The organism is Streptomyces inhibens (assembly GCF_003389455.1).
Lineage (GTDB): Bacteria > Actinomycetota > Actinomycetes > Streptomycetales > Streptomycetaceae > Streptomyces > Streptomyces inhibens.
The window spans coordinates 14,370-32,792 of the sequence record NZ_QUAC01000238.1 but is presented as its reverse complement, the minus strand read 5'-3'; the positions used below and the strand labels follow the sequence as shown (position 1 = coordinate 32,792).

Below are 18,423 nucleotides of genomic sequence, written 5' to 3'. Positions count from 1 at the left end.
CGGCCGGCCGCGAGCAGCGCGGGCACCGCCTCCCGGGCGAGCGCGGGCAGCACCGCACGCCAGGCGCGCGCCGCCGGGCCGTCCGCCGAGGATGCTCCGGCGGATGTGGCCGCTGCGGCGTATGCCTGCGCGTAACGGTCGGCGGCGCGTGCCGTCTCGCCCACCACGGACTCGGCGACGGCCAGGCAGTACAGCGGCAGAGCGCCGCCGCCGTGCCCCAGCGCCCGCTCCCAACTGCGGACGGCCTGGGCGCGGTCACCGGCATGCCACTGGGCGAGGCCGAGGTGGTGGTCGGTGGCCGGGCCCGGCTGTGCGGACTCCAGCAGATCGCGCCAGGCCGACGCGACCGGTGCCGCTCCCGGTACGGGACCGGCGGCCGGCAGGTCACCGGTCCTCAGCAGCGTCAGCCATGGCTCCTGCTCCGGGCCGAGGGTGGCCGCGTCGAACGGCGTACCGGGCAGATCCAGGCCCGCGCGGGCGACCTCCAGCGCACCCCAGCCGGAGCCGGTGGCCAGCGACTCCTTCGGTTCCCGGTCGGCGTACGGCAGCCAGGCGGCGTACGCGGCGTCGACATCCGCCCGCGGCAGGGCGGCCGCCAGCCGGGCCTCGACCTCGCCGCGGGCCGCGCCCCAGTCCGCACCGTGCACCGTCGCGGGGTCGGCGGCCAGCGGCCCGTAGGCCTCCAGCCAGGTGAACTCACCGCCGGCATCGAGCGGTACATGCTCCAGCTGGGTACGGGCCAGCCCGGCCTGGATCTCGGCATAGCCGCCGGTGCCCGGCTCGGTGAGCCACCGCTGCCAGCGCCGCCCGGCCCGCCCCGCGCCCCACAGGAAGAGCTTGCGGCCGCGCAGCGTGTCGGTGGAGGTCTGCACCAGGCCGCGCCCGTCCCCGTCCAGGGACGTGACCCAGCGGCGGGCGCCGTCGGGCACCTCGTAGAAATAGTCGGCGGGGAACTCGCTGCGCAGCGGATAGCTGCGGTCGGCGCCGTCGGAGTCGGGGACCGGCACCCGGCGCAGGGTCCGTTCGTAGCCGAAGTGCCAGGCCCGGTCGGCAGGAGCCAGCACGCGGGTGCCCTCGCCTTCGGGGACCGCGATGTTGGACCACCAGTAGACCGGCACGGTGTGGTGGTGCGGATTGCGGATCCGTACGCCCACGTGGAGGAAGTCGGAGCCTTCGGGCAGCCACAGGTCCACCTGGAAGGGCAGATCGCGCAGTCGCTCCCACTCCCACAGCCGCAGCATCTCTCCTCCCCCACTGCCTTGACGGCGTGGGAGGTACCCCCAGTCCGGGGCCGGGACGCGGGCGGCGTGCAGCGGGGCGCAGGACAGGGTGGTGTGGCCGGTGGCGCCGATGTTCCACTCGATGCCGCCGGAGAACCAGGCGCCGTTGAGGGCGAAGGCCGCGGGCTGCAACACCGGGTTGCGGTAGAGCAGTTCGCGGTCGGTGGGCTTGTGGTGCAGGGAGTACACCCGGCCGCCGAGGCCGGGCAGGACGGTGGCGCGCAGCCGGTCGTTCTCGATGACCAGCGCGTCGAGGTCGGTGGCGCGGCGGGCGCGCCCGTATCCGTCGCGCATCCGGGTCGGCAGGATCGAGCGCAGCGGCCGGTAGCCGATCTGCCGCGCCATGTCGGCGGGCAGGCCGGCGTCCCGGGGGATCTCGATGCGGTGCAGGTCCTGGCCGCCGCGAAGGGAGGGAAGGGGGTTGTCCGGGCCGAGGGTGGCGGCGGGAAGGGTCAGGGTGGTGCGTCGCACGCTCGTGGCCACGGCTGCCTCGCAATGCTGGACCGGGCCACCTCGGCTGCGGCGGCCTCCTGTTGACCATGGAACCGCGTCATCGCCGGTCTGAACAGGGCTTCTTGCGGCCAGGTGGGGTCAGGGTTGCGCAAAGACGTCCTCAAGGAGATCGGCGAGCAGCACGGCGCCGGAACCTTCGGGGTCACGGTCCGGGTCGTAGATGGTGACGTTGACACCGACGCAGCGCGGCGAGGCGGCCAACGGGCCGAGCAGCGCGCGGAGTTCGTCGGTCAGCAGACCGTCCGGGTCGGGGCTGTCGACGGCCGGCATGACGGACGGATCGAGGACATCCGCGTCGAGATGGATCCAGAAACCGTCCAGCGGCGGGGTCTGGAGGTGGCCGAGCACCTCACGGGCCACCGCGTCCGGGCCGCGCCGCCGGATCTCGCCGACCCGGGTGTGGCTGATGCCGAGCCCGGTCAGCTCCTCCTGGTCCTCGTCCACGTCGCGGATACCCAGCAGGCTCACATCCTCGTCACGGACGTACGGCCGCAGCCCGTCGATATCCGTGAGTTCGGCCGGCCCCCGCCCGGTGATCTGGGCCACGCCCTCTCCGGCCACGGCACCGACCGGACCGGACACCGCCACATTGCCCGGGTGCCGGAAGTCGCCGTGCCCGTCCAGATAGGCCACGCCGTACCGCCCCACCCGCCGCAGTGCGAGCACCGCACCGAGCAGAATGCTGCAGTCCCCGCCGAGCACCACGGGGAAGTCGCCACTGCGGACGTGTCCCTCGACGCGGTGCGCCAACTTGGCGGTGTAGCCGGCGATGGCGGCGGCGTGGAAGTCGCCGTCGCCCTCCTGCCACTCCCCCAGGTCGTAGCGCGGCGGCACCACCACTCCGCCTTCCAGCGCGCCGAGCCGCCGCAGCAGCCCCTGTTCGCGCAGGGCACCGGCGAGCTTGTAGCAGCCGGGGACGGCGCCCGGCACGGGCGGTCGCAGTCCGAGGTTGGAAGGGGCATCGATCAGTACGGTACGGCGCATGAGACGATCGTAACGGCGGGTGATGTCAGGGCCGTTGCTCTTGCGCCGACCGCTGATGTGCCACTGCACACAGACCCAAAAGAGGGAAGGTCGCCGCCGTGACGAGCGAGGGACGCCAGGAAGGCGAAGAGCAGCGGTCACAGCAGCCGTTCCCCGCACCGGAACCCTGGTGGGCGGGCCTCGGAGCGACCGGCGGTATCGTCCTCGCCGTCCTAGGACTCGCCGCGATCGCGTGGCTTCTGCTCGGACTGCCCGGCTCTCAGGGCGAAGTGCGGGGAATCTCCTACCAGTGTGCGAAGGTGGCAGCGATCGGCCTCGTCGTCGCCGGGACCACGCTGTACGCCCGCCGCCGCGACAAGTCGGGCAAAAACTAGGGCGTGTCCGATGGGTCTGCGGGGTGCGGCTCGTTGAGGCGCAGCCGGTTGCCGAACGGGTCGGTCAGGGTGAGGCAGGTCCCGATCTCGTCCTGCTCCAGACCGGGCCGCAGATACGGGTAGTCCTTGCCGGCCAGCTCGGCGTGCAGCTCACGCACGCCGCTCAGCTCCGTGTAGACCGTGGAGCCGGGCGTCGCGTCGCCGTGGTGCTCCGACAGATGCAGCACCAGGTCACCGCGTGAGACCTGGGTGTAGAGCGGCATCTCTGGCTCGAAGCGGTGCTCCCAGTCGACGGTGCAGCCGAGGTAGTCGACGTAGAACTCATGGGCCTTGGCCACGTCGAAGATCCGGAAGACCGGTACGGTGCGGCGGAAGACGATGTCCATGACGGACATCGAATCACGCCGTGCCGTCGGCGACCATCTCGCTGGTGATCGCCCAGCGTTCGTGGTCGCGCCAGGCGCCGTCGATGAAGAGGAAGTCCGGGGAGAACCCCTCCAGCCGGAAGCCGGCCCGCTTGACCAGGGCGATCGACAGCTCGTTGGCCGGCTGGATATTGACCTCCAGCCGGTGCAGGCCCAGCTCTGTGAAGGCATGGTGCAGTACGAGCCGCAGCCCCTCGCTCATCAGCCCGCGCCCCGCGGCGTGCGCGAAGGCGCCGTAGCCGATCGCGCCGCAGCGGAAAGCCCCGTGCACGATGTTGTTGATCGTGAGGTAGCCCGCGATCCGGCCGCTGGCGAGCTCGCAGATCAAGAACCCTTCGCGCAGCGGCTCCTGCAACTTCAGCAGATAGGTGTCGTACGCGGCGTCGGTGTCCGGCGGGAAGAGCCAGGGGCGGTGCAGCTGGGCGCTCTGACGCGCCAGCGTGGTGAACTCCTCCCGGTCGGCGGCGGTGAAGGGCCGGATGCCCACGCGTGGACCTCGTGCGAGGTAGCGGTCGTTGGTCGTCACCGGCAGATCGTACGGAGCGGGGGCGGCGGTCGGCCAGCCGGTTCCGGCAGGGGTCAGCGCCACACCGGCGCGTCCGTTCCGCAGTGGCCGGGCGGGGTCGCCCAGGTGGCCGGCGCGCCGTCGAAGGAGACGGGCGGGAGGGCGTGGCGGATCCGGCCGATGGGGCTGTCGCTGTCCCGGAGGTGGCGCGCGGGGTCGTACGCTCCGGTGCCGGACGCATCCGGCTGCTGCCCACGGCCGTCGGGCAGCTCGTGCACCAGCCATCGGGCCGTACGGGCCAGGGCGAGCGTGGCGAGGGACGAGCCGCCGGTGCGGGTCTGCCGGGTCAGCGCGCGGAGCACCGCCGCGGCCAGCAGATAGCCGGTGCCGTGGTCCAGCGCCTGGGCCGGCAGGGCGCCGGGGGTGTCGCTGCTCTCTTTCGAGTCCTCGGATGCAGAGCCCGGTTCCGCTTCGAGGGCGGCGATCCCGGTGGCCACCTGCACCAGGCTGTCGAAGCCGCGCCGGCCGCCCCACGGCCCGTCGTCGCCCCAGGCGGAGAGCCGGGCCACGACCAGCCCCGGGCGGCGGGCGACCAGCGCTTCGGGGGTGAGTCCGAAGCGGTCGAGTGCGCCCGGGCGGTAGCCGGTCACCACCACATCGGCGCGGGCCAACAGCTCTTCGAAGGTCGCGCGGCCGGTACGCGAGCCGAGGTCCAGGTTGGCGGACCGCTTGCCGAAACCGGTGTCGCTGTGGGCGTCCTGACTCTCCGGCAGCTGGGGGGCGTCGATCCGCAGCACGTCCGCGCCGAGCAGGGCGAGCGTGCGGGTGGCGACCGGTCCGGCGATCACCCGGGTCAGATCGAGCACCCGTAGTCCGGCGGCCGGCAGCGTCGGGGCGCCGGCGAGCGGGGGCAGCGGGCGGGGCGGGGCGCCGTCGCCGAGGGGGTCGAGGGTCAGCAGCGGATGGGCGGCCACCGCCTTGCCCTGTGGGTGGGCGGCCCAGTCCTCGGGGGTGCGGGCGGCGACGGCCAGCCCGCCCTCCTCGTAGACCGTCTCCTGGATCTCCTCGGCCCGGCGGCCGGCCAGTTCGGCGGCGGCCTCGGGCACCCCGGCCGTCCGGGGCAGGCCGAGGGCGTGGAGCAACCGGGCACGGTGGTGGGGGTAGTTGGCGTGGGTGCGTACCCAGCCGTCGGCGGTGCGCCAGAAGCGGGAGAGCGGTGCGAAGGTCGACGGGGCGCGGCCGTCGATGCGCAGATGGCGTTCGCTGACGAAGGCGGTGGCGACCGCACCGTCGTCGACCCGTACGGCGGGTACCGGCCCGGCCTCGCGCTGCGCGGCCAGTTCCGCGGCGGCGAGCGCGCAGACCGCGACGGTGGCGCGGGCCAGCGGCAGCACCGGGAGCCTGGCCGGCAGCAGCCCGGACGGCCCGCCGTACACGATCCGCTCCGTCAGGGCCGGGTCGCCGCCGAGCGCCGCCCAGGCCAGATCCGTACCGCTGTTGCGCCCACCGCCATGTAGTTGCCCCATGCAGGCAGTGTGGCACGCACCCCGTGTCAGACGCGGTGCGCCTCCCGCTCCGCCGCGCTCGGTGCGGCGAGCGCCAGTCGGCGGTGGATACGGCGCAGCATCATGCGGGCCATGAAGGGGTGCACCAGGCGTACGACGGCGAAGTAGAGCCGGCCGGCGGTGTTGTGGAGGCGGGCGACGGTGCCGAGCGTGACCCGGCCGTCCGCGACGAGGATCGAGGCGCGGAAGTCCAGATGCCGGGCGTCCTTGCCGAGCAGGATCTCTCCGTCCGCGCGCCCGACGACCGGGAAGGACGCACCGCGCAGCACGCCCTCCCAGGCCTCCGGTTCCTGTGGCATGCCGGGCAGCAGCTCCATCTGCCAGGCGTCCTGGAAGTCGGTACGGGGGAAGGCCCCGTGCGCCAGTCGGGCCGCGGCGGGGAGGTCGACGGCCCGGGGCCGGTCCCAGAGGAGACGGTTGAGCAGGCGGACGCGGGGGCTCCGGCGGACCGGGGTCAGGACCCGGCCGGTGGCGGCGCGTTCGATGTTGTCGAAGAGCTCCTCGACGACGGTGCCGTGCACAGGGCGGATCGCCAGTGTCCACAACAGCCGGCGTACGAACGGCAGTTGGCTCTCCAGTATGTGTTCCACCCGGCAGCTGTCCGGGCCCAGGGGCCGCACGGTGGCCTCGTGAAAGCCACCCCCTTCGTCGGTGAAGTCGAAGCGGATCCGGCGGCCGGGCTCGTACGCGCCGACGCGGTAGCGGACGAAGCCGTGCCCACCGTCGGCGCCGACGCCCAGCGGGCGGTCGAAGCGCATGGGGGGCCAGGCGGGCGCCGGGAAGAGCGGATCGCTCGCGCTGCCGAGCCGGTCGAGCAGGGCCCCGACGGTCTCGGCCGGGGCCGGGACGGTGCGGGCATGGACGTCTCGGACGGTACGCACAGGACACCTCCATACGGTGGCGTATGTTTGACCGTACGGTAGCGTATGGATATGGCGCTACAGCGAGCGAGGGACCCCCGCGGCAGCGGTGCACGGCAACGACTGACCGCCCAGGACTGGGCCGATGCCGCGCTGGCCGCCATCGGCGAGGGCGGGCTCGCGGCGGTGGCCGTCGAGCCGCTGGCCGTCCGGCTGGGCACCACCAAGGGCAGCTTCTACTGGCACTTCGCCAACCGGGACGCGCTGATCGAGGCCGCGCTGGCGCGCTGGGAGGAGCTCGGCACGGAGGCCGTGATCACCGAGATGGAGACCGAGCCCGACCCCGGGAAGCGGCTGCGCCGGCTGCTCCTGCGGTCCACGAGCCAGGCCGCCGAGGACCCCCTGGAGGTCTCCCTGCTGGCGACCGCCGGGCAGCCGCGGGTGGCCGCCGCACTCGCCCGGGTGACCGACCGGCGGATCGGCTATGTCGCCCAGCTCTTCACGGAGCTGGGCTTCGCCGAGGACGAGGCGCGGCGCCGCGGCCTGCTCGCCTACACCGCCTATCTCGGGCACACCCAGCTGGGGCACGCCGTCCCGCAGAGCCTGCCGGCCGGTGCGGCCCGCGACCACTACCTGAACGGGGTGATCGACACGCTGGTGCGCCCGGGATGAGAGCCTCAGGAGAGAGAGGATCGGACCGAAAGTGACCGAACCTGAACTAAGTTGGCCGAACTGCGCGTAGACGTGCTCGGTGTACGAGGCATGAAGTGGAGATCAGCACGGCCAACTCGGCGCGCTTCAGCGTTGACAACTCACACTCGAAGGCGCTCGAAGCCCATTCGAGCCCCTCGTACGGGAGGCATTCCGTGACCGAAGCGATCTCCTACTTCCAGGACCGTACGTGTCCCTACCACCCGCCCAGCAGCTATCGGCCGCTCCGCGAGGCGGGGCCGCTGACACATGTCACCTTCTACGACGGCCGGAAGGTATGGGCGGTGACCGGCCACACCGAGGCCCGGGCGCTGCTGAGCGACCAGCGGCTCTCGTCCGACCGGCAGAACCCGGCCTTCCCGATTCCGGTCGAGCGCTTCGCGGCGCTCCGCCGGGTCAGAACACCGCTGATCGGCGTGGACGACCCGGAGCACAACACCCAGCGCCGGATGCTGATCCCCAGCTTCAGCGTCAAGCGGACCGCCGCGCTGCGGCCGGAGATCCAGCGGATCGTCGACGGACTGCTCGACCGGATGGTGGAACAGGGCCCGCCCGCCGAGCTGGTCTCCGCGTTCGCGCTGCCGGTCCCCTCGATGGTGATCTGCTCGCTGCTCGGCGTCCCGTACGCCGACCACGAGTTCTTCGAGGAGGAGTCCCGCCGTCTCCTGCGCAGCCGTACGGCCGAGGAGGCGGAGGACGCCCGCATCAAGCTGGAGGACTACTTCGGTGAGCTGATCGCCCACAAGGAGAAGAACCCGGGCGACGGGCTGCTGGACGAGCTGATCGAGGAGCGGCTGCGGGCCGGCGCCCTCGAACGCGACGAGCTGGTCCGGCTCGCCATGATCCTGCTGGTGGCCGGCCATGAGACCACCGCCAACATGATCTCGCTCGGCACCTTCACCCTGCTCGAACACCCCGAGCAGCTGGCCCGGCTGAAGGCCGAGGAGGGTCTGATGCCGGCGGCGATCGAGGAGCTGCTGCGGTTCCTTTCCATCGCCGACGGCATGCTGCGGGTGGCGACGGAGGACATCGAGATCGGCGGGCAGCTCATCCGCGCCGACGACGGGGTGCTGTTCCCCACGTCCCTGATCAACCGGGACGACGCCACCTACCCGTCGCCGGACGAGCTGGACTTCGGCCGTTCCGCCCGCCACCACGTGGCGTTCGGCTTCGGGATTCACCAGTGCCTGGGCCAGAACCTCGCCCGCGCGGAGATGGAGATCGCGCTGCGTTCGCTGTTCACCAGGATCCCGGATCTGCGACTCGCCGTGCCGGCTGCCGAAATTCCCTTCAAACCGGGGGACACTCTGCAAGGCATGATCGAATTGCCGCTGGCCTGGTAGCAGCCATGACGGCAGACGAACGAAAGGGGTCCGGGATGCGGATCACCATCGACCAGGACGTCTGTATCGGCGCCGGACAGTGCGCCCTGACCGCACCGGAGGTGTTCACCCAGGACGACGACGGGTTCAGCGCGCTGCTGCCCGGCCGCGAGGACGGCGCGGGCGACCCGCTGGTGCGGGAGGCCGCCCGCGCCTGCCCCGTGCAGGCCATCAAGGTCGCGGACGACTGACCACCACCTCGCGGACGACTCGGCCGACGCGCACGGCTCCCGGCTGACACCGGCACCCGCAGCGCGCACGACACGTACCGCCCTCCTACTCGTTCCTACGGCATCCACCTCATCCGCTACCGCAACACCCCTTGGGTGACGGGCAGTTCGAGCACACCGGTGTCCTCGGGCGTGCTGGTGACCGTCACCGGCTTCACCCCGCGATTGCCCGCATAGGCGGAGTCGCTCGCGGCGATGACGAAGCGCAGTCGGTGCCCCGGCCCGTAACGGTGCACGATGGCCGGCAGTTCCACGGTGAACCTGCGGGTCACATCGGCCACCCGGGCCGGGGCCACCAACCGGTGCACCAACGTCTTCCTGCCGTCCGGCGCGACATCGTAGAGCTTGGCGAAGAGCACCAGCTTGTCGGCCGCGTCCGCGGAGTTCTGCACCTGCTGGGTCGCCGGCGAGGCGACCTTCAGCGTCACCCTGGGCGCGCCCACCACGTCCACCGGTCCGCCCGCCACCGGCGCCGACGTCCAGTCCAGGTAGGTGCCCCGGGCGTCGTACGGCGCGGGGTCCGGCCCGCCGAGCATGCCGGCCAGTGAGTCCTCCGAATGGCTGGTGGCGAACCGCAGATTGCGGAACTCCCGGCTGCCGCGCGCCACCTTGCCGCGGTTGCCGACGAGCTTGCCGTCGCCGGAGAGGTACAGCCGCTGACCGCCGCCCGCCGGGACGGTGGGCGAGGTGGCGTAGGTGGGGCCGTCGGTCACCCAGTCCCGGTAGTACGCGAAGGCGGGCCCGGTGTCGGTCGCCGTCCGGTGGTGCAGATAGCGGCCGAACCAGGCGAGGATCCGCCGGCCGACGTAACTGGTCTCCAAATTGCCCTGGGCGAGGTCGAGTTCACCCTTCGCCGGGTTCTTCATCCCGCCGCTGTGCCCCCACGCCTGCCAGATCATTTTGGCCGGGGTGCCCTGGGCGGCGAGGGTCCGGTAGGTGGCGGTGGCCTCGTTGAGGTTGAACAGACTGTCGGCCTGGCCCTGGACGAGCAGTGTCGGCGCCTTGACCGACTTCAGATACGAGACCGGGGAGACGCTGCGCGCGTAGTGGAGCATGGCCTCGGTCTTCTCGGCCGGGTACTTACCGGAATCCAGCAGCCGCTTGGTGTCACAGGCCCGTGCGACGAAGTGCAGACAGCCGGCGCCGCCGGTCCGCGACGGGTCCAGATTCGGATGGACCAGCCCCTGCGCCTCACCGATCAGGAAGAACCCGTTGGTCCACTGCCATTTGTACGCTCCCGGCAGCGCTCCGCCGGCGCCCCGCGCACGGCCGGCGTTGTCGGGGTCGAGGGAGTAGGAGAGGTCGTTCCAGGTGATGAGCGGGACCAGCGCATCGACGCGGTGGTCGACCGAGGCGGTGGCCAGCTGGATCGCCCCGCCGTAGGACCCGCCGATCATGCCGACCCGCGGATCGCTCGCACCGTCCTTGGCGACGTAGTCCAGGCGGGTGCCGTTGTCGGCCGTACGGGTGCCGGCCAGCAGGTCGACCAGCCGGCTCGCCGCCCGGCCGTCGATCCCGGGGTCGTCCAGGGAGATCGGGCAGCCGGTCTTGCCGAACCCGAGCCCTGAGTAGGCCAGCGCCACATAGCCGCGGGCGGCGAAGGCCTTGGCGAGGGCGTCGGTCGAGCCGTCCGCCTTGCTGCCGCCGAAGCCGTTGGTGGTCAGCACGGCGGGCGCCGGGTGCGCGGCGTCGACACCGGCCGGGCGGTAGACGTCCGCATCCAGGGTGCAACGGCGCTCGCCGGCCCGGACGGTGACCTTCAGTGCGGTGACGGTGTACGGGTCGGTGGCGGCCGCGGCGGGGGCGGCCGGGACGGTCGGGACCGTCAGAACGAGGGGCGCGGCGAGGGCGGTGCCGGTCAGCAGGGCGAGGGACCTGCGGAGTGCTGGGCGGGACACGGCTCGGGACACGCTGGGCACGTAGACCTCCACAGAAACACGTCGTACCAACCAGTCGGTAACGGCGCGATCATGCTGTGACACGAGTAACGGACAAGTCAACGTCCCTGACACGATTCGCAGTTAGGACGTCAGTTCAGGCCCACCGCGGCCCCGGTTCACACCAGCGCCGGATGCGCAAAGCTCAGCGTGCCGGCCGTCGCGTCCAGCTCGGCGGGGACGCCCAGCGGCAGCGTCAGCGCAGAGTCGCCGTGCCCGAAGCCGAACTCCTCGGCCACCGGCACCCCGAGGCCGCCCAGGCGGTCCACCAGCACCTCCCGCACCCGCTCGTACGGCCCGCAGCGGGCCCAGGAGCCGAGGACGATCCCGTTGACCCCGTCCAGCCAGCCGGCGCGCAGCAGCTGGGTGAGCGCCCGGTCGATGCGGTACGGCGGTTCCCCGACATCCTCCAGCAGGAGCAGGCCGCCGGCCGCGCCGCGCCTGGCCCGCGGGGTACCCAGCTCGGTCGCGAGCATGGCCAGACAGCCGCCGACGGTGACCCCGCGGGCCCGTCCCGGCACCAGCGGACGGGCGGATGCCGAGGTCAGCGTGCGGACGGACTCCGGCGCGAAGAGCGTGCGGCGCAGCTGTTCGCGGGTGGCGTCGTCCTTGAGGAAGACCTCGCCCGCGACGGCCGGACCGTGCAGCGTGGACACCCCCGCGCGCACCGCGAACGCCTCGTGCAGCACCGTCACATCGCTGAAGCCGATCAGCGGCTTGGCGGCCGCGGCCCGGAGGGCGGACCAGTCCAGCAGGTCGACCATCCGCTGGGCACCGTAGCCACCGCGCGCGGCAAACACCGCCTTGACGGACGGATCGCACCATGCGTCCTGGAGGTCGCGGGCCCGGTCCTCGTCGGACGCCGCGAGATAGCCCAATGTGCCGTGGGTGCCGCGGACATGGGGCGCGGCTACCGGGTCGAGGTCCCAGCCGCGCAGCACGTCCAGCCCGCAGTCCAGCCGCTCCGCCACGATCGGGCCGCTGGGTGCGACCACCGCCACCCGGTCGCCGGGGTGCAGCCGCGGCGGCCGGCGCAGCTCCGCCGCCGTCATCCGCGCAGCTCCAGCACCGGGACATCGCTCCGGGTGATGCCGAAGGTCTGGGCGTAGAGGGAGAGTTCGGCCTCCACGGCGCGCATGATGGTCTCCGCCCGGCGGAAGCCGTGGCCCTCGCCGGCGAACGGCAGATAGGCGTGCGGTATGCCGCGGCCGGCGACCTCGGCGAGGAACCGTTCGCACTGCGCGGGCGGGCAGATCACATCGTCCAGGCCCTGGAGCAGCAGGAACGGTGCGGTGATCCGGTCCGCGCGGTGCAGCGGCGAGCGCTCGCGGTAGCGGTCGGGGACCTCGGCGAACGGGCCGACCAGCGACTCCAGATACCGCGACTCGAAGTCATGGGTCTCGCCGGTCGCCCAGCCGGCCAGGTCCAGGATCGGGTAGCTGATGGTGCCGCAGGCGTAGAGGTCGGTGGCGGTCAGCGAGGCGGCGGTGGTCCAGCCGCCGGCGCTGCCACCGCGGATGGCGAGCCGGGCGCGGTCGGCGCTGCCCTCGTCGGCCAGCGCCCGGGCGACGGCCGCGCAGTCCTCGACGTCCACCACGCCCCACTGGCCGCGCAGCCGCTCGCGGTACGCGCGGCCGTATCCGGTCGAGCCGCCGTAGTTGACCTCGGCGACGCCGATGCCCCGGGAGGTGAAGTAGGCGATCTCCAGGTCGAGCACCAGCGGGGCACGGCCGGTGGGGCCGCCGTGCGCCCACACCACGAAGGGCGGCAGCTCGCCTTCGGGGGCGGTGTGGTCGGGGTGGTGCGGCGGATGGATATGGGCGTGGACGTCGCGCCCGCCGGGACCGGTGAAGGTGCGGCTCTGCGGCCGCGGGTAGTAGGCCGGGTCCAGGACGTCGGCGTGCCGGCAGGCGATCACCCGGGAGCGTCCGGTACAGGTGTCCAGCTCGACGATCTCGTACGAGCTGTGCGGGCCGGCGGCGATGCCGACCACCCGGCTGCCGTGCACCGCGAGGTGGGGCGCCCATTCGGTCCAGGGGCCCGCCGAGTCGACCAGTTCGCCGCTGACCGGGTCGAGGATGCCGAGGGTGGTGGCGCCGCGGCCGTGGATGACCGCGAGGGTGCCGTTGTCCAGGGGCAGGAACCAGCGCTGCCCGATGTTCCACAGCGGGCCGCCGAACTCCTCCTCCCTGGCGGGGCACAGCGCGCGGCTGGCCACCACGTCGTCGTCGGCCGCGTCGGGGTCGATGCGCTGCACCTCCCACCAGCCGCTGAGGTCCGAGACGAACAGCAGCGCGCCGTCGGCGGCCCACTCGATCTGTGCGACGGACTCGCCGCTGCCGCCGCCGTCCGCCGCGGTGGGTCCGAGGCCACCGACGAGCGGCCGGATGTCCTCGAAGGCGCCCCCGGCGGTGATCCGGGCGAGCATCACCAGCGTGCCGTCCCAGGGCATGTGGGGGTGGTCCCAGGCGATCCAGGCCGCCCGCCGCCCGTCCGGCGAGATCCGCGGGCCGGTGACGAAGCGGTGCCGGTCGTCGCTCAACTCCCGTACGGCATCGCGGTGTTCGGCGGCCGAGCCATCGAGCGGCACGGCGGCGATCACCCGCCGCACATCCGTCGGCCGGTCGCCGGTGAACTCCTCCAGGACGCACCAGACCTCGCCGAGGTCCGGGCGCAGCACCGGATCGACCCAGCGCAGTCCGTCACCGACGCCGGAGAGCGGGGTGAGCGGGCGCGGGGCCTCGTCGTGCTCCGGTGCGTAGGCGTACAGGCGCTGGTCGGCGAAGTCGCTGAAGACGACCAGCGGCCCGCGCTCGGTGACCGTGGCGGCCCAGGGCTGGCCGCCGTACTCCAGCACCCGGCTGCGGACGTTCCAGGGCGCGGGCAGCACCGACTCCTCGGTGCCGTCCGGCCGTCGGCGGATCAGCGCCCGCCGGCCGCCCTCGGCGGGCCGCGGCTCGGTCCACCACACCTCGTCGCCGACCACGCCGACAAAGGCCGGCCGGCCGTCGTGTGCGGCGACCGTCCGGGCATCTACCGGGGACGGCCAGGTGCCGTAGGGGGCCGTGGTCACCATGGGGCGGGTCCTCTCCTTCGCCGGTCGGGCAAGGCGTCGGCCGTTCAGGCCACGCGCAGGAAGTGATCGAGCACCCGGACACCGAAGTGCAGGCCCTCGACCGGTACACACTCGTCCACCCCGTGGAAGAGCGCCTGATAGTCGAAGCCCTCGGGCAGCTTGAGCGGCGAGAAGCCGTAGCCGGTGATGCCCAGTCGGGAGAACTGTTTGGCGTCCGTGCCGCCGGACATGCAGTACGGGACGACATGGCCGTCCGGGTCGAAGCGCTCGATCGCGGCCCGCATCGCGGCGTACGTCGGGGAGTCGACCGGCGCCTGCAGCGCGACCTCGCCGTGGTGGTAGTCCCAGCTCACCTCCGGCCCGGTGAGCTCGTCCATGGTCGTACGGAACTCCGCCTCGCCGCCGGGCACCACCCGGCCGTCCACGTAGGCGACGGCGGACCCGGGGATCACATTGACCTTGTAACCGGCCGACAGCATCGTCGGGTTGGCGCTGTTGCGGACCGTCGGTTCGACCAGTTTGGCGGACGGGCCGAGCTTGCCCAGCAGCGCGTCGACGTCGAGGTCGGGCGAGGCGACATTGACCTCGATGGCGTGCAGCGCGGCGAGTTCGCGGAGCGCGGCCCGTACGGTCGGAGTGAGCCGGACCGGCCATTCGTGCGCGCCGATCCGGGCCACGGCGGCGGCCAGCCGGCTGACGGCGTTGTCGGGGTTGACCTTCGAACCGTGCCCCGCCCGGCCGCGGGCGGTCAGCTTCAGCCAGGCCGTACCGCGCTCCCCCGCCGCGATCGGGTACAGCTGCATCCCGCCGCCTGCATGGAAGGTGAACGCGCCGGACTCGCTGATGCCTTCGGTGCAGCCCTCGAAGAGCTCGGGGTGGTGGTCGGCCAGGAAACCCGAGCCGTCCTCGGCGCTGGCCTCCTCGTCGGCCGTGAAGGCCAGCACGATGTCCCGCCGCGGCCGCACTCCGGTGCGCGCCCAGAGCCGGACCGTGGCGAGCACCATGGCGTCCATGTTCTTCATGTCGATGGCGCCCCGGCCCCAGACCACGCCGTCGCGGACCTCCCCGGAGAAGGGGTGCACGCTCCAGTCGGCGGGCTCGGCGGGCACCACGTCCAGATGGCCGTGCACCAGCAGGGCGTCGGCCGCCGGGTCGGTGCCCTCGATACGGGCGACGACATTGGTCCGGCCCTTGCTGCGCTCCAGCAGCGTCGGCTCGATGCCGGCCTCGGCCAGCCGCTCGGCGACGTATTCGGCGGCCGGGCGCTCCTGGCAGGTGCCGTCACCGGCGTTGCTGGTATCGATCCGGATCAGATCGGAGGTGAAGCGCACCACCTCGTCGAGCGCCTGCTGATTCACGCCGAAAGCGTGCTCTTTCTCAGCCATATTGTTCCTCCACGGCTGACGACACGACGGTGGTGACCGCCTTGAAGCACCGGATGGCTTCGTACATGTTCTGACTGGTATACGCGACCCGGCGCTCCCCGCTGCGCTCCACGCCGGGCACACAGGTCGCCGCGCCCACCAAATGCTCGGCGTCGAACTCCAACTCGAACCCGAACGGCCCGCGCCGGGCGGGTTCGTGACGGACCGCGAGCGCCGCTCCCTTGCGGGCCGCGGCCCGGATGTCGGCCGCCGTACGGGCCGGTGGCCGGCAGACCGCCGCATAGCGCGACACATAGTCCTTGACCGCCACACCGGGCGCCTGCGGGGCGTACCCCAGCGCGTCCTGGCAGGTGCGGTCGTCGCCGGTCACCAGCACCACCGGCACGCCGTATTCGGCGACCACAAGGGAGTTCAGGAAGCCCTCGCTCGCACGGGTGCCGTCGACCCAGACACCGGTGAGCGTGTTGGCGAGGTAGGTGTGCGCGAGGACGCCTTCGGTGCCCGCGCCGGTGTGGTAGCCGACGAAGGCGATGCCGTCGACATCGCCGTGCTGCACACCCTCCACCATGCTCAGCGACTTGTGCCGCCCGGTGAGCATCTGCGCACGCTCGTCGAGCTGTTCCAGCAGCAGATTGCGCATCGTCCAGTGCGCCTCGTTGACGAGTACCTCATCGGCTCCGCCATCGAAGAATCCGGCAATCGCCGCATTGACGTCGGAGGTGAACATATGGCGGCAACGCTCCCACTGGGGCGTGCCGGGCAGCACATCGGCGGGCCAGGTCACGCCGGTGGCGCCCTCCATGTCCGCGGAGATGAGGATCTTCACATTCACCAGTCCTATCGCAGCTAGGAGGCGGTACGCACGATTCCTGACATCACTCGTTCACAACAGTTTCGAGGCGCCGAACGGCTTCCCCACCCTAACCAGGGCCTTCGGTCTGACGCCCCGTCCAGCACCTTCCAGGACCGGCCGGTTGGCCGCAACACCCCGACCGGCACGACGGGGAGCCTTGGAACGCTCGTGTGGCGCCGTAACTCACACAGTTTCTGCCGCAAAGCGGAACGACTTCCGACGGTAATCCGACGGTCTTTCGGAGGACTTCTGTCAGCTGCCGAAGGCACTTGCCCCATGAGGTAGAACATGCCGGACCAGCTTCCCACGTGATGAAGCAGAGGCAGAACTGTGAGCGAAGCACTCAACGGCACCCGGTTACCGCAGTCCCGTGACGGGCGGGCCGACACCCAAAGCGACCAACTCTCCCGACTGACCGAACTGATCACGCAAACGCTTTGCGAACGCAATCCAGGCTTCCGGAAAGTCCTTGAGCACGGCGGCCGCACGCAGGTCACCCAGCTGATCGAGGATGCCTTGCGCACCGGCCACCCGCTGCCCGACACGGTGCGGGCGGTCATGCTGCGGACCGCCACCGACATCCACCTCGTGGCGTCCGCACTGGGCGACTGCCTCGTCAGCGCACCGGGCGAGGCGCCGGGCCTGCTGATCCCCGGCGCGCTCGCCGAGGGCAGGGACGGCCGGGCCAAGCTGAAGGGCGTACTGCGCCATCGCGCCGCGGCGGTCGGCCATGCGGTGCCGGCGCAGGACGCCGCGGCCTCCATACGCTCCGCGTCCCGACTGCTCGACCTCACCTCCCCGCACGACGGCCCCGACGCCGGGGTGGTCTTCGTCGACGACCACCTCTCCGCCCTTCTTCTCCTCCAGGACGAGTCACTGGCCCACACCCTCATCGCCCGCCGCCTTCGCCCGCTCGCGGGCCTGACACCGGAGCGGTGCGAGCGCCTGGAAGCCACCCTGCTGGCCTGGCTGGGCGGGATGGGGGCCCCGGAGGTGGCCAAGGCGCTCAGTATTCATCCGCAGACGGTGCGTTACCGGATGCGCCAGCTGGAGAAGCTGTTCGGCGCACGGCTCCGCGACCCGCGGGCCCGGTTCGAGATCGAGATGGCACTCCGCAGCCGCCAGCTGATGGCGGGCGCCCACCGGCGCCGGGCAGCCGTCGGCCGCCGCTCGCGAGCCGCCACCAGGCTCCGCAGGCCCGTGCCGCGCCTCTAGAGACACCCCCCGCATTTGGTGAATGTCACACCCGAGCCGACCTCCCGAATACGGACATTCCGCCCTATTTCTCCGAGGTGTCCACACCCCGGCGCCGTATCGTCTCCGTGACCCATGGATGGGGACGCAAGTCGGCACACGGCTGCCAGGACCGGCTCACCGCCGGTCGCACGAGGCCGACCGCCCAGGGGCGGGGCCTCCGGTACACAGCGGGACAGGACACCACCTTCATGCACGGATCACGCATATCGACCTGCACGCGCCGCGGGCTGGCCGCGCTCGTGGCCGCCGGATCGCTGCTCACGGTGCTCACCACGGCGACCTCGGCCTCGGCCAGCACCGCCAGCACCGCGGTGGGCGGCTCCAAGGTCGTATGCACGTCGAAGAAGCCGGGCCTGGCCCCCGTGCTGTCCCAGCACATCGCCGACGCCCTCCACGGACGTCAGGGCGCGTCGGCGCTGGCGATCTACGACCGGCGCACCCGGACCCACTGCGAGTTCAAGGCCGGTACGCACTTCGACTCGGCGAGTGTGGTGAAGGTCACCGTGCTCGGGGCCCTGCTCCGCCAGACCGAGGAGGCGCATCGCAAGCTGACGCCCCGCGAGGTCAAGCTGGCCACCGCAATGATCACCAAGTCGGACAACGCCTCGACCAACGCGCTGTGGCACCAGATCGGCCCCGCCGGCGTCAAGCGCTTCCTCGAACTCGCCGCCATGCGGCACACCGTCCCGGGGCCGGGCGGCGCCTGGGGCCTCACCCAGGTCACCGCCGGCGACCAGCTCACGCTGATGCAGCTGCTGACGACCGACAACGCCGTGCTCACCCCGGCCTCCCGCGGCTATGCGCTCGACCTGATGCACCGGGTCGCCGCCGACCAGCGCTGGGGAGTTCCCGCCGGCGCGCCCGCCACGGCGACCGTGCACGTCAAGAACGGCTGGCTGCCCCGCAAGACCGACGGCTGGCGGGTGAACAGCGTCGGCACCTTCACCGGCAACGGCCACGACTACGGCATGGCCGTCCTCTCCACCGGAAACCACACCATGGACTACGGCGTGGCCACCGTCGAGGGAGCCGCCCGCGTCATCCACCGCGACCTGACGCACTGAGTCCGGCGCCGCGGCGTCCGCA

The 18,423-nt window shown here is 72.1% G+C and carries 17 protein-coding genes; 6 read left to right on the top strand and 11 right to left on the bottom strand.

What is annotated here, in order from left to right; genetic code table 11:
- The coding region (locus DY245_RS30650; protein WP_128510458.1) for a DUF5107 domain-containing protein at window positions 1-1,763 on the bottom strand (1,763 nt) is incomplete at its 3' end.
- A 108-nt stretch (window positions 1,764-1,871) separates the two neighbouring features.
- Entirely contained in the window at window positions 1,872-2,777 is a 906-nt protein-coding gene (locus tag DY245_RS30645) for an arginase family protein (RefSeq protein ID WP_128510457.1), read from the bottom strand.
- Window positions 2,778-2,875: 98 nt separating this feature from the next.
- Here DY245_RS30645 and DY245_RS30640 point away from each other — a divergent pair, with 98 nt between their 5' ends.
- The gene (locus tag DY245_RS30640) at window positions 2,876-3,151 is read left to right on the top strand and encodes a hypothetical protein (RefSeq protein ID WP_181923948.1); all 276 of its coding nucleotides are present in this window, start codon (window positions 2,876-2,878) and stop codon (window positions 3,149-3,151) included.
- On the opposite strand, the gene DY245_RS30635 is transcribed toward DY245_RS30640, so the two are convergent.
- Genes DY245_RS30635 through DY245_RS30620 form a run of 4 tightly spaced genes read right to left on the bottom strand, consistent with a single transcriptional unit; the run spans window position 3,148 to window position 6,527 of the window.
- Window positions 3,148-3,537 (bottom strand): glyoxalase superfamily protein, encoded by a 390-nt coding sequence (locus tag DY245_RS30635; protein ID WP_128510456.1) that lies wholly within the window; start codon window positions 3,535-3,537, stop codon window positions 3,148-3,150. The two genes, DY245_RS30640 and DY245_RS30635, sit on opposite strands and share 4 nt — an antisense overlap.
- Window positions 3,538-3,550: 13 nt before the next feature.
- Window positions 3,551-4,102 carry a GNAT family N-acetyltransferase gene (locus DY245_RS30630; protein ID WP_128510455.1) on the bottom strand — a complete coding sequence of 184 codons (552 nt, stop codon included), beginning with the start codon at window positions 4,100-4,102 and terminating at the stop codon, window positions 3,551-3,553.
- A gap of 53 nt (window positions 4,103-4,155) precedes the next feature.
- Complete coding sequence (locus tag DY245_RS30625; protein WP_128510454.1) at window positions 4,156-5,607, bottom strand: CoA transferase; 1,452 nt, start codon at window positions 5,605-5,607, stop codon at window positions 4,156-4,158.
- A gap of 26 nt (window positions 5,608-5,633) precedes the next feature.
- The gene (locus DY245_RS30620) at window positions 5,634-6,527 is read right to left on the bottom strand and encodes a DUF2867 domain-containing protein (RefSeq protein ID WP_128510453.1); all 894 of its coding nucleotides are present in this window, start codon (window positions 6,525-6,527) and stop codon (window positions 5,634-5,636) included.
- 45 nt (window positions 6,528-6,572) lie between these two features.
- On the opposite strand from DY245_RS30620, the gene DY245_RS30615 reads away from it, so the two are divergent.
- The 3 genes from DY245_RS30615 (at window position 6,573) to DY245_RS30605 (ending at window position 8,790) form a co-directional block, all read left to right on the top strand.
- Window positions 6,573-7,178: a TetR/AcrR family transcriptional regulator gene (locus DY245_RS30615; RefSeq protein ID WP_128510452.1), complete on the top strand. Its 606-nt coding sequence runs from the start codon at window positions 6,573-6,575 to the stop codon at window positions 7,176-7,178.
- Window positions 7,179-7,372: 194 nt separating this feature from the next.
- Window positions 7,373-8,560: a cytochrome P450 gene (locus DY245_RS30610; protein ID WP_128510451.1), complete on the top strand. Its 1,188-nt coding sequence runs from the start codon at window positions 7,373-7,375 to the stop codon at window positions 8,558-8,560.
- Window positions 8,561-8,595: 35 nt separating this feature from the next.
- Window positions 8,596-8,790 carry a ferredoxin gene (locus DY245_RS30605; protein ID WP_128510450.1) on the top strand — a complete coding sequence of 65 codons (195 nt, stop codon included), beginning with the start codon at window positions 8,596-8,598 and terminating at the stop codon, window positions 8,788-8,790.
- A gap of 116 nt (window positions 8,791-8,906) precedes the next feature.
- On the opposite strand, the gene DY245_RS30600 is transcribed toward DY245_RS30605, so the two are convergent.
- The 5 genes from DY245_RS30600 to DY245_RS30580 form a co-directional block, all read right to left on the bottom strand.
- On the bottom strand, window positions 8,907-10,739 hold the full coding sequence (locus tag DY245_RS30600; protein WP_128510461.1) for a CocE/NonD family hydrolase: 1,833 nt from the start codon (window positions 10,737-10,739) through the stop codon (window positions 8,907-8,909).
- 146 nt (window positions 10,740-10,885) lie between these two features.
- Window positions 10,886-11,818 (bottom strand): S66 peptidase family protein, encoded by a 933-nt coding sequence (locus DY245_RS30595; protein WP_128510449.1) that lies wholly within the window; start codon window positions 11,816-11,818, stop codon window positions 10,886-10,888.
- Window positions 11,815-13,842 (bottom strand): S9 family peptidase, encoded by a 2,028-nt coding sequence (locus DY245_RS30590; protein ID WP_128510448.1) that lies wholly within the window; start codon window positions 13,840-13,842, stop codon window positions 11,815-11,817. Before DY245_RS30590 ends, DY245_RS30595 begins: the two co-directional genes overlap by 4 nt.
- 44 nt (window positions 13,843-13,886) lie before the next feature.
- Window positions 13,887-15,227 carry a M20/M25/M40 family metallo-hydrolase gene (locus DY245_RS30585; protein WP_128510447.1) on the bottom strand — a complete coding sequence of 447 codons (1,341 nt, stop codon included), beginning with the start codon at window positions 15,225-15,227 and terminating at the stop codon, window positions 13,887-13,889.
- Window positions 15,220-16,053 carry a M55 family metallopeptidase gene (locus tag DY245_RS30580; protein ID WP_128510460.1) on the bottom strand — a complete coding sequence of 278 codons (834 nt, stop codon included), beginning with the start codon at window positions 16,051-16,053 and terminating at the stop codon, window positions 15,220-15,222. Before DY245_RS30580 ends, DY245_RS30585 begins: the two co-directional genes overlap by 8 nt.
- Window positions 16,054-16,410: 357 nt before the next feature.
- Between DY245_RS30580 and DY245_RS30575 the strand changes: the two genes are divergently transcribed.
- The gene (locus DY245_RS30575; RefSeq protein ID WP_244943369.1) at window positions 16,411-17,295 is read left to right on the top strand and encodes a PucR family transcriptional regulator; all 885 of its coding nucleotides are present in this window, start codon (window positions 16,411-16,413) and stop codon (window positions 17,293-17,295) included.
- A gap of 230 nt (window positions 17,296-17,525) precedes the next feature.
- Entirely contained in the window at window positions 17,526-18,401 is an 876-nt protein-coding gene (locus tag DY245_RS30570; protein ID WP_128510446.1) for a serine hydrolase, read from the top strand.
- Window positions 18,402-18,423: the final 22 nt, after the last annotated feature.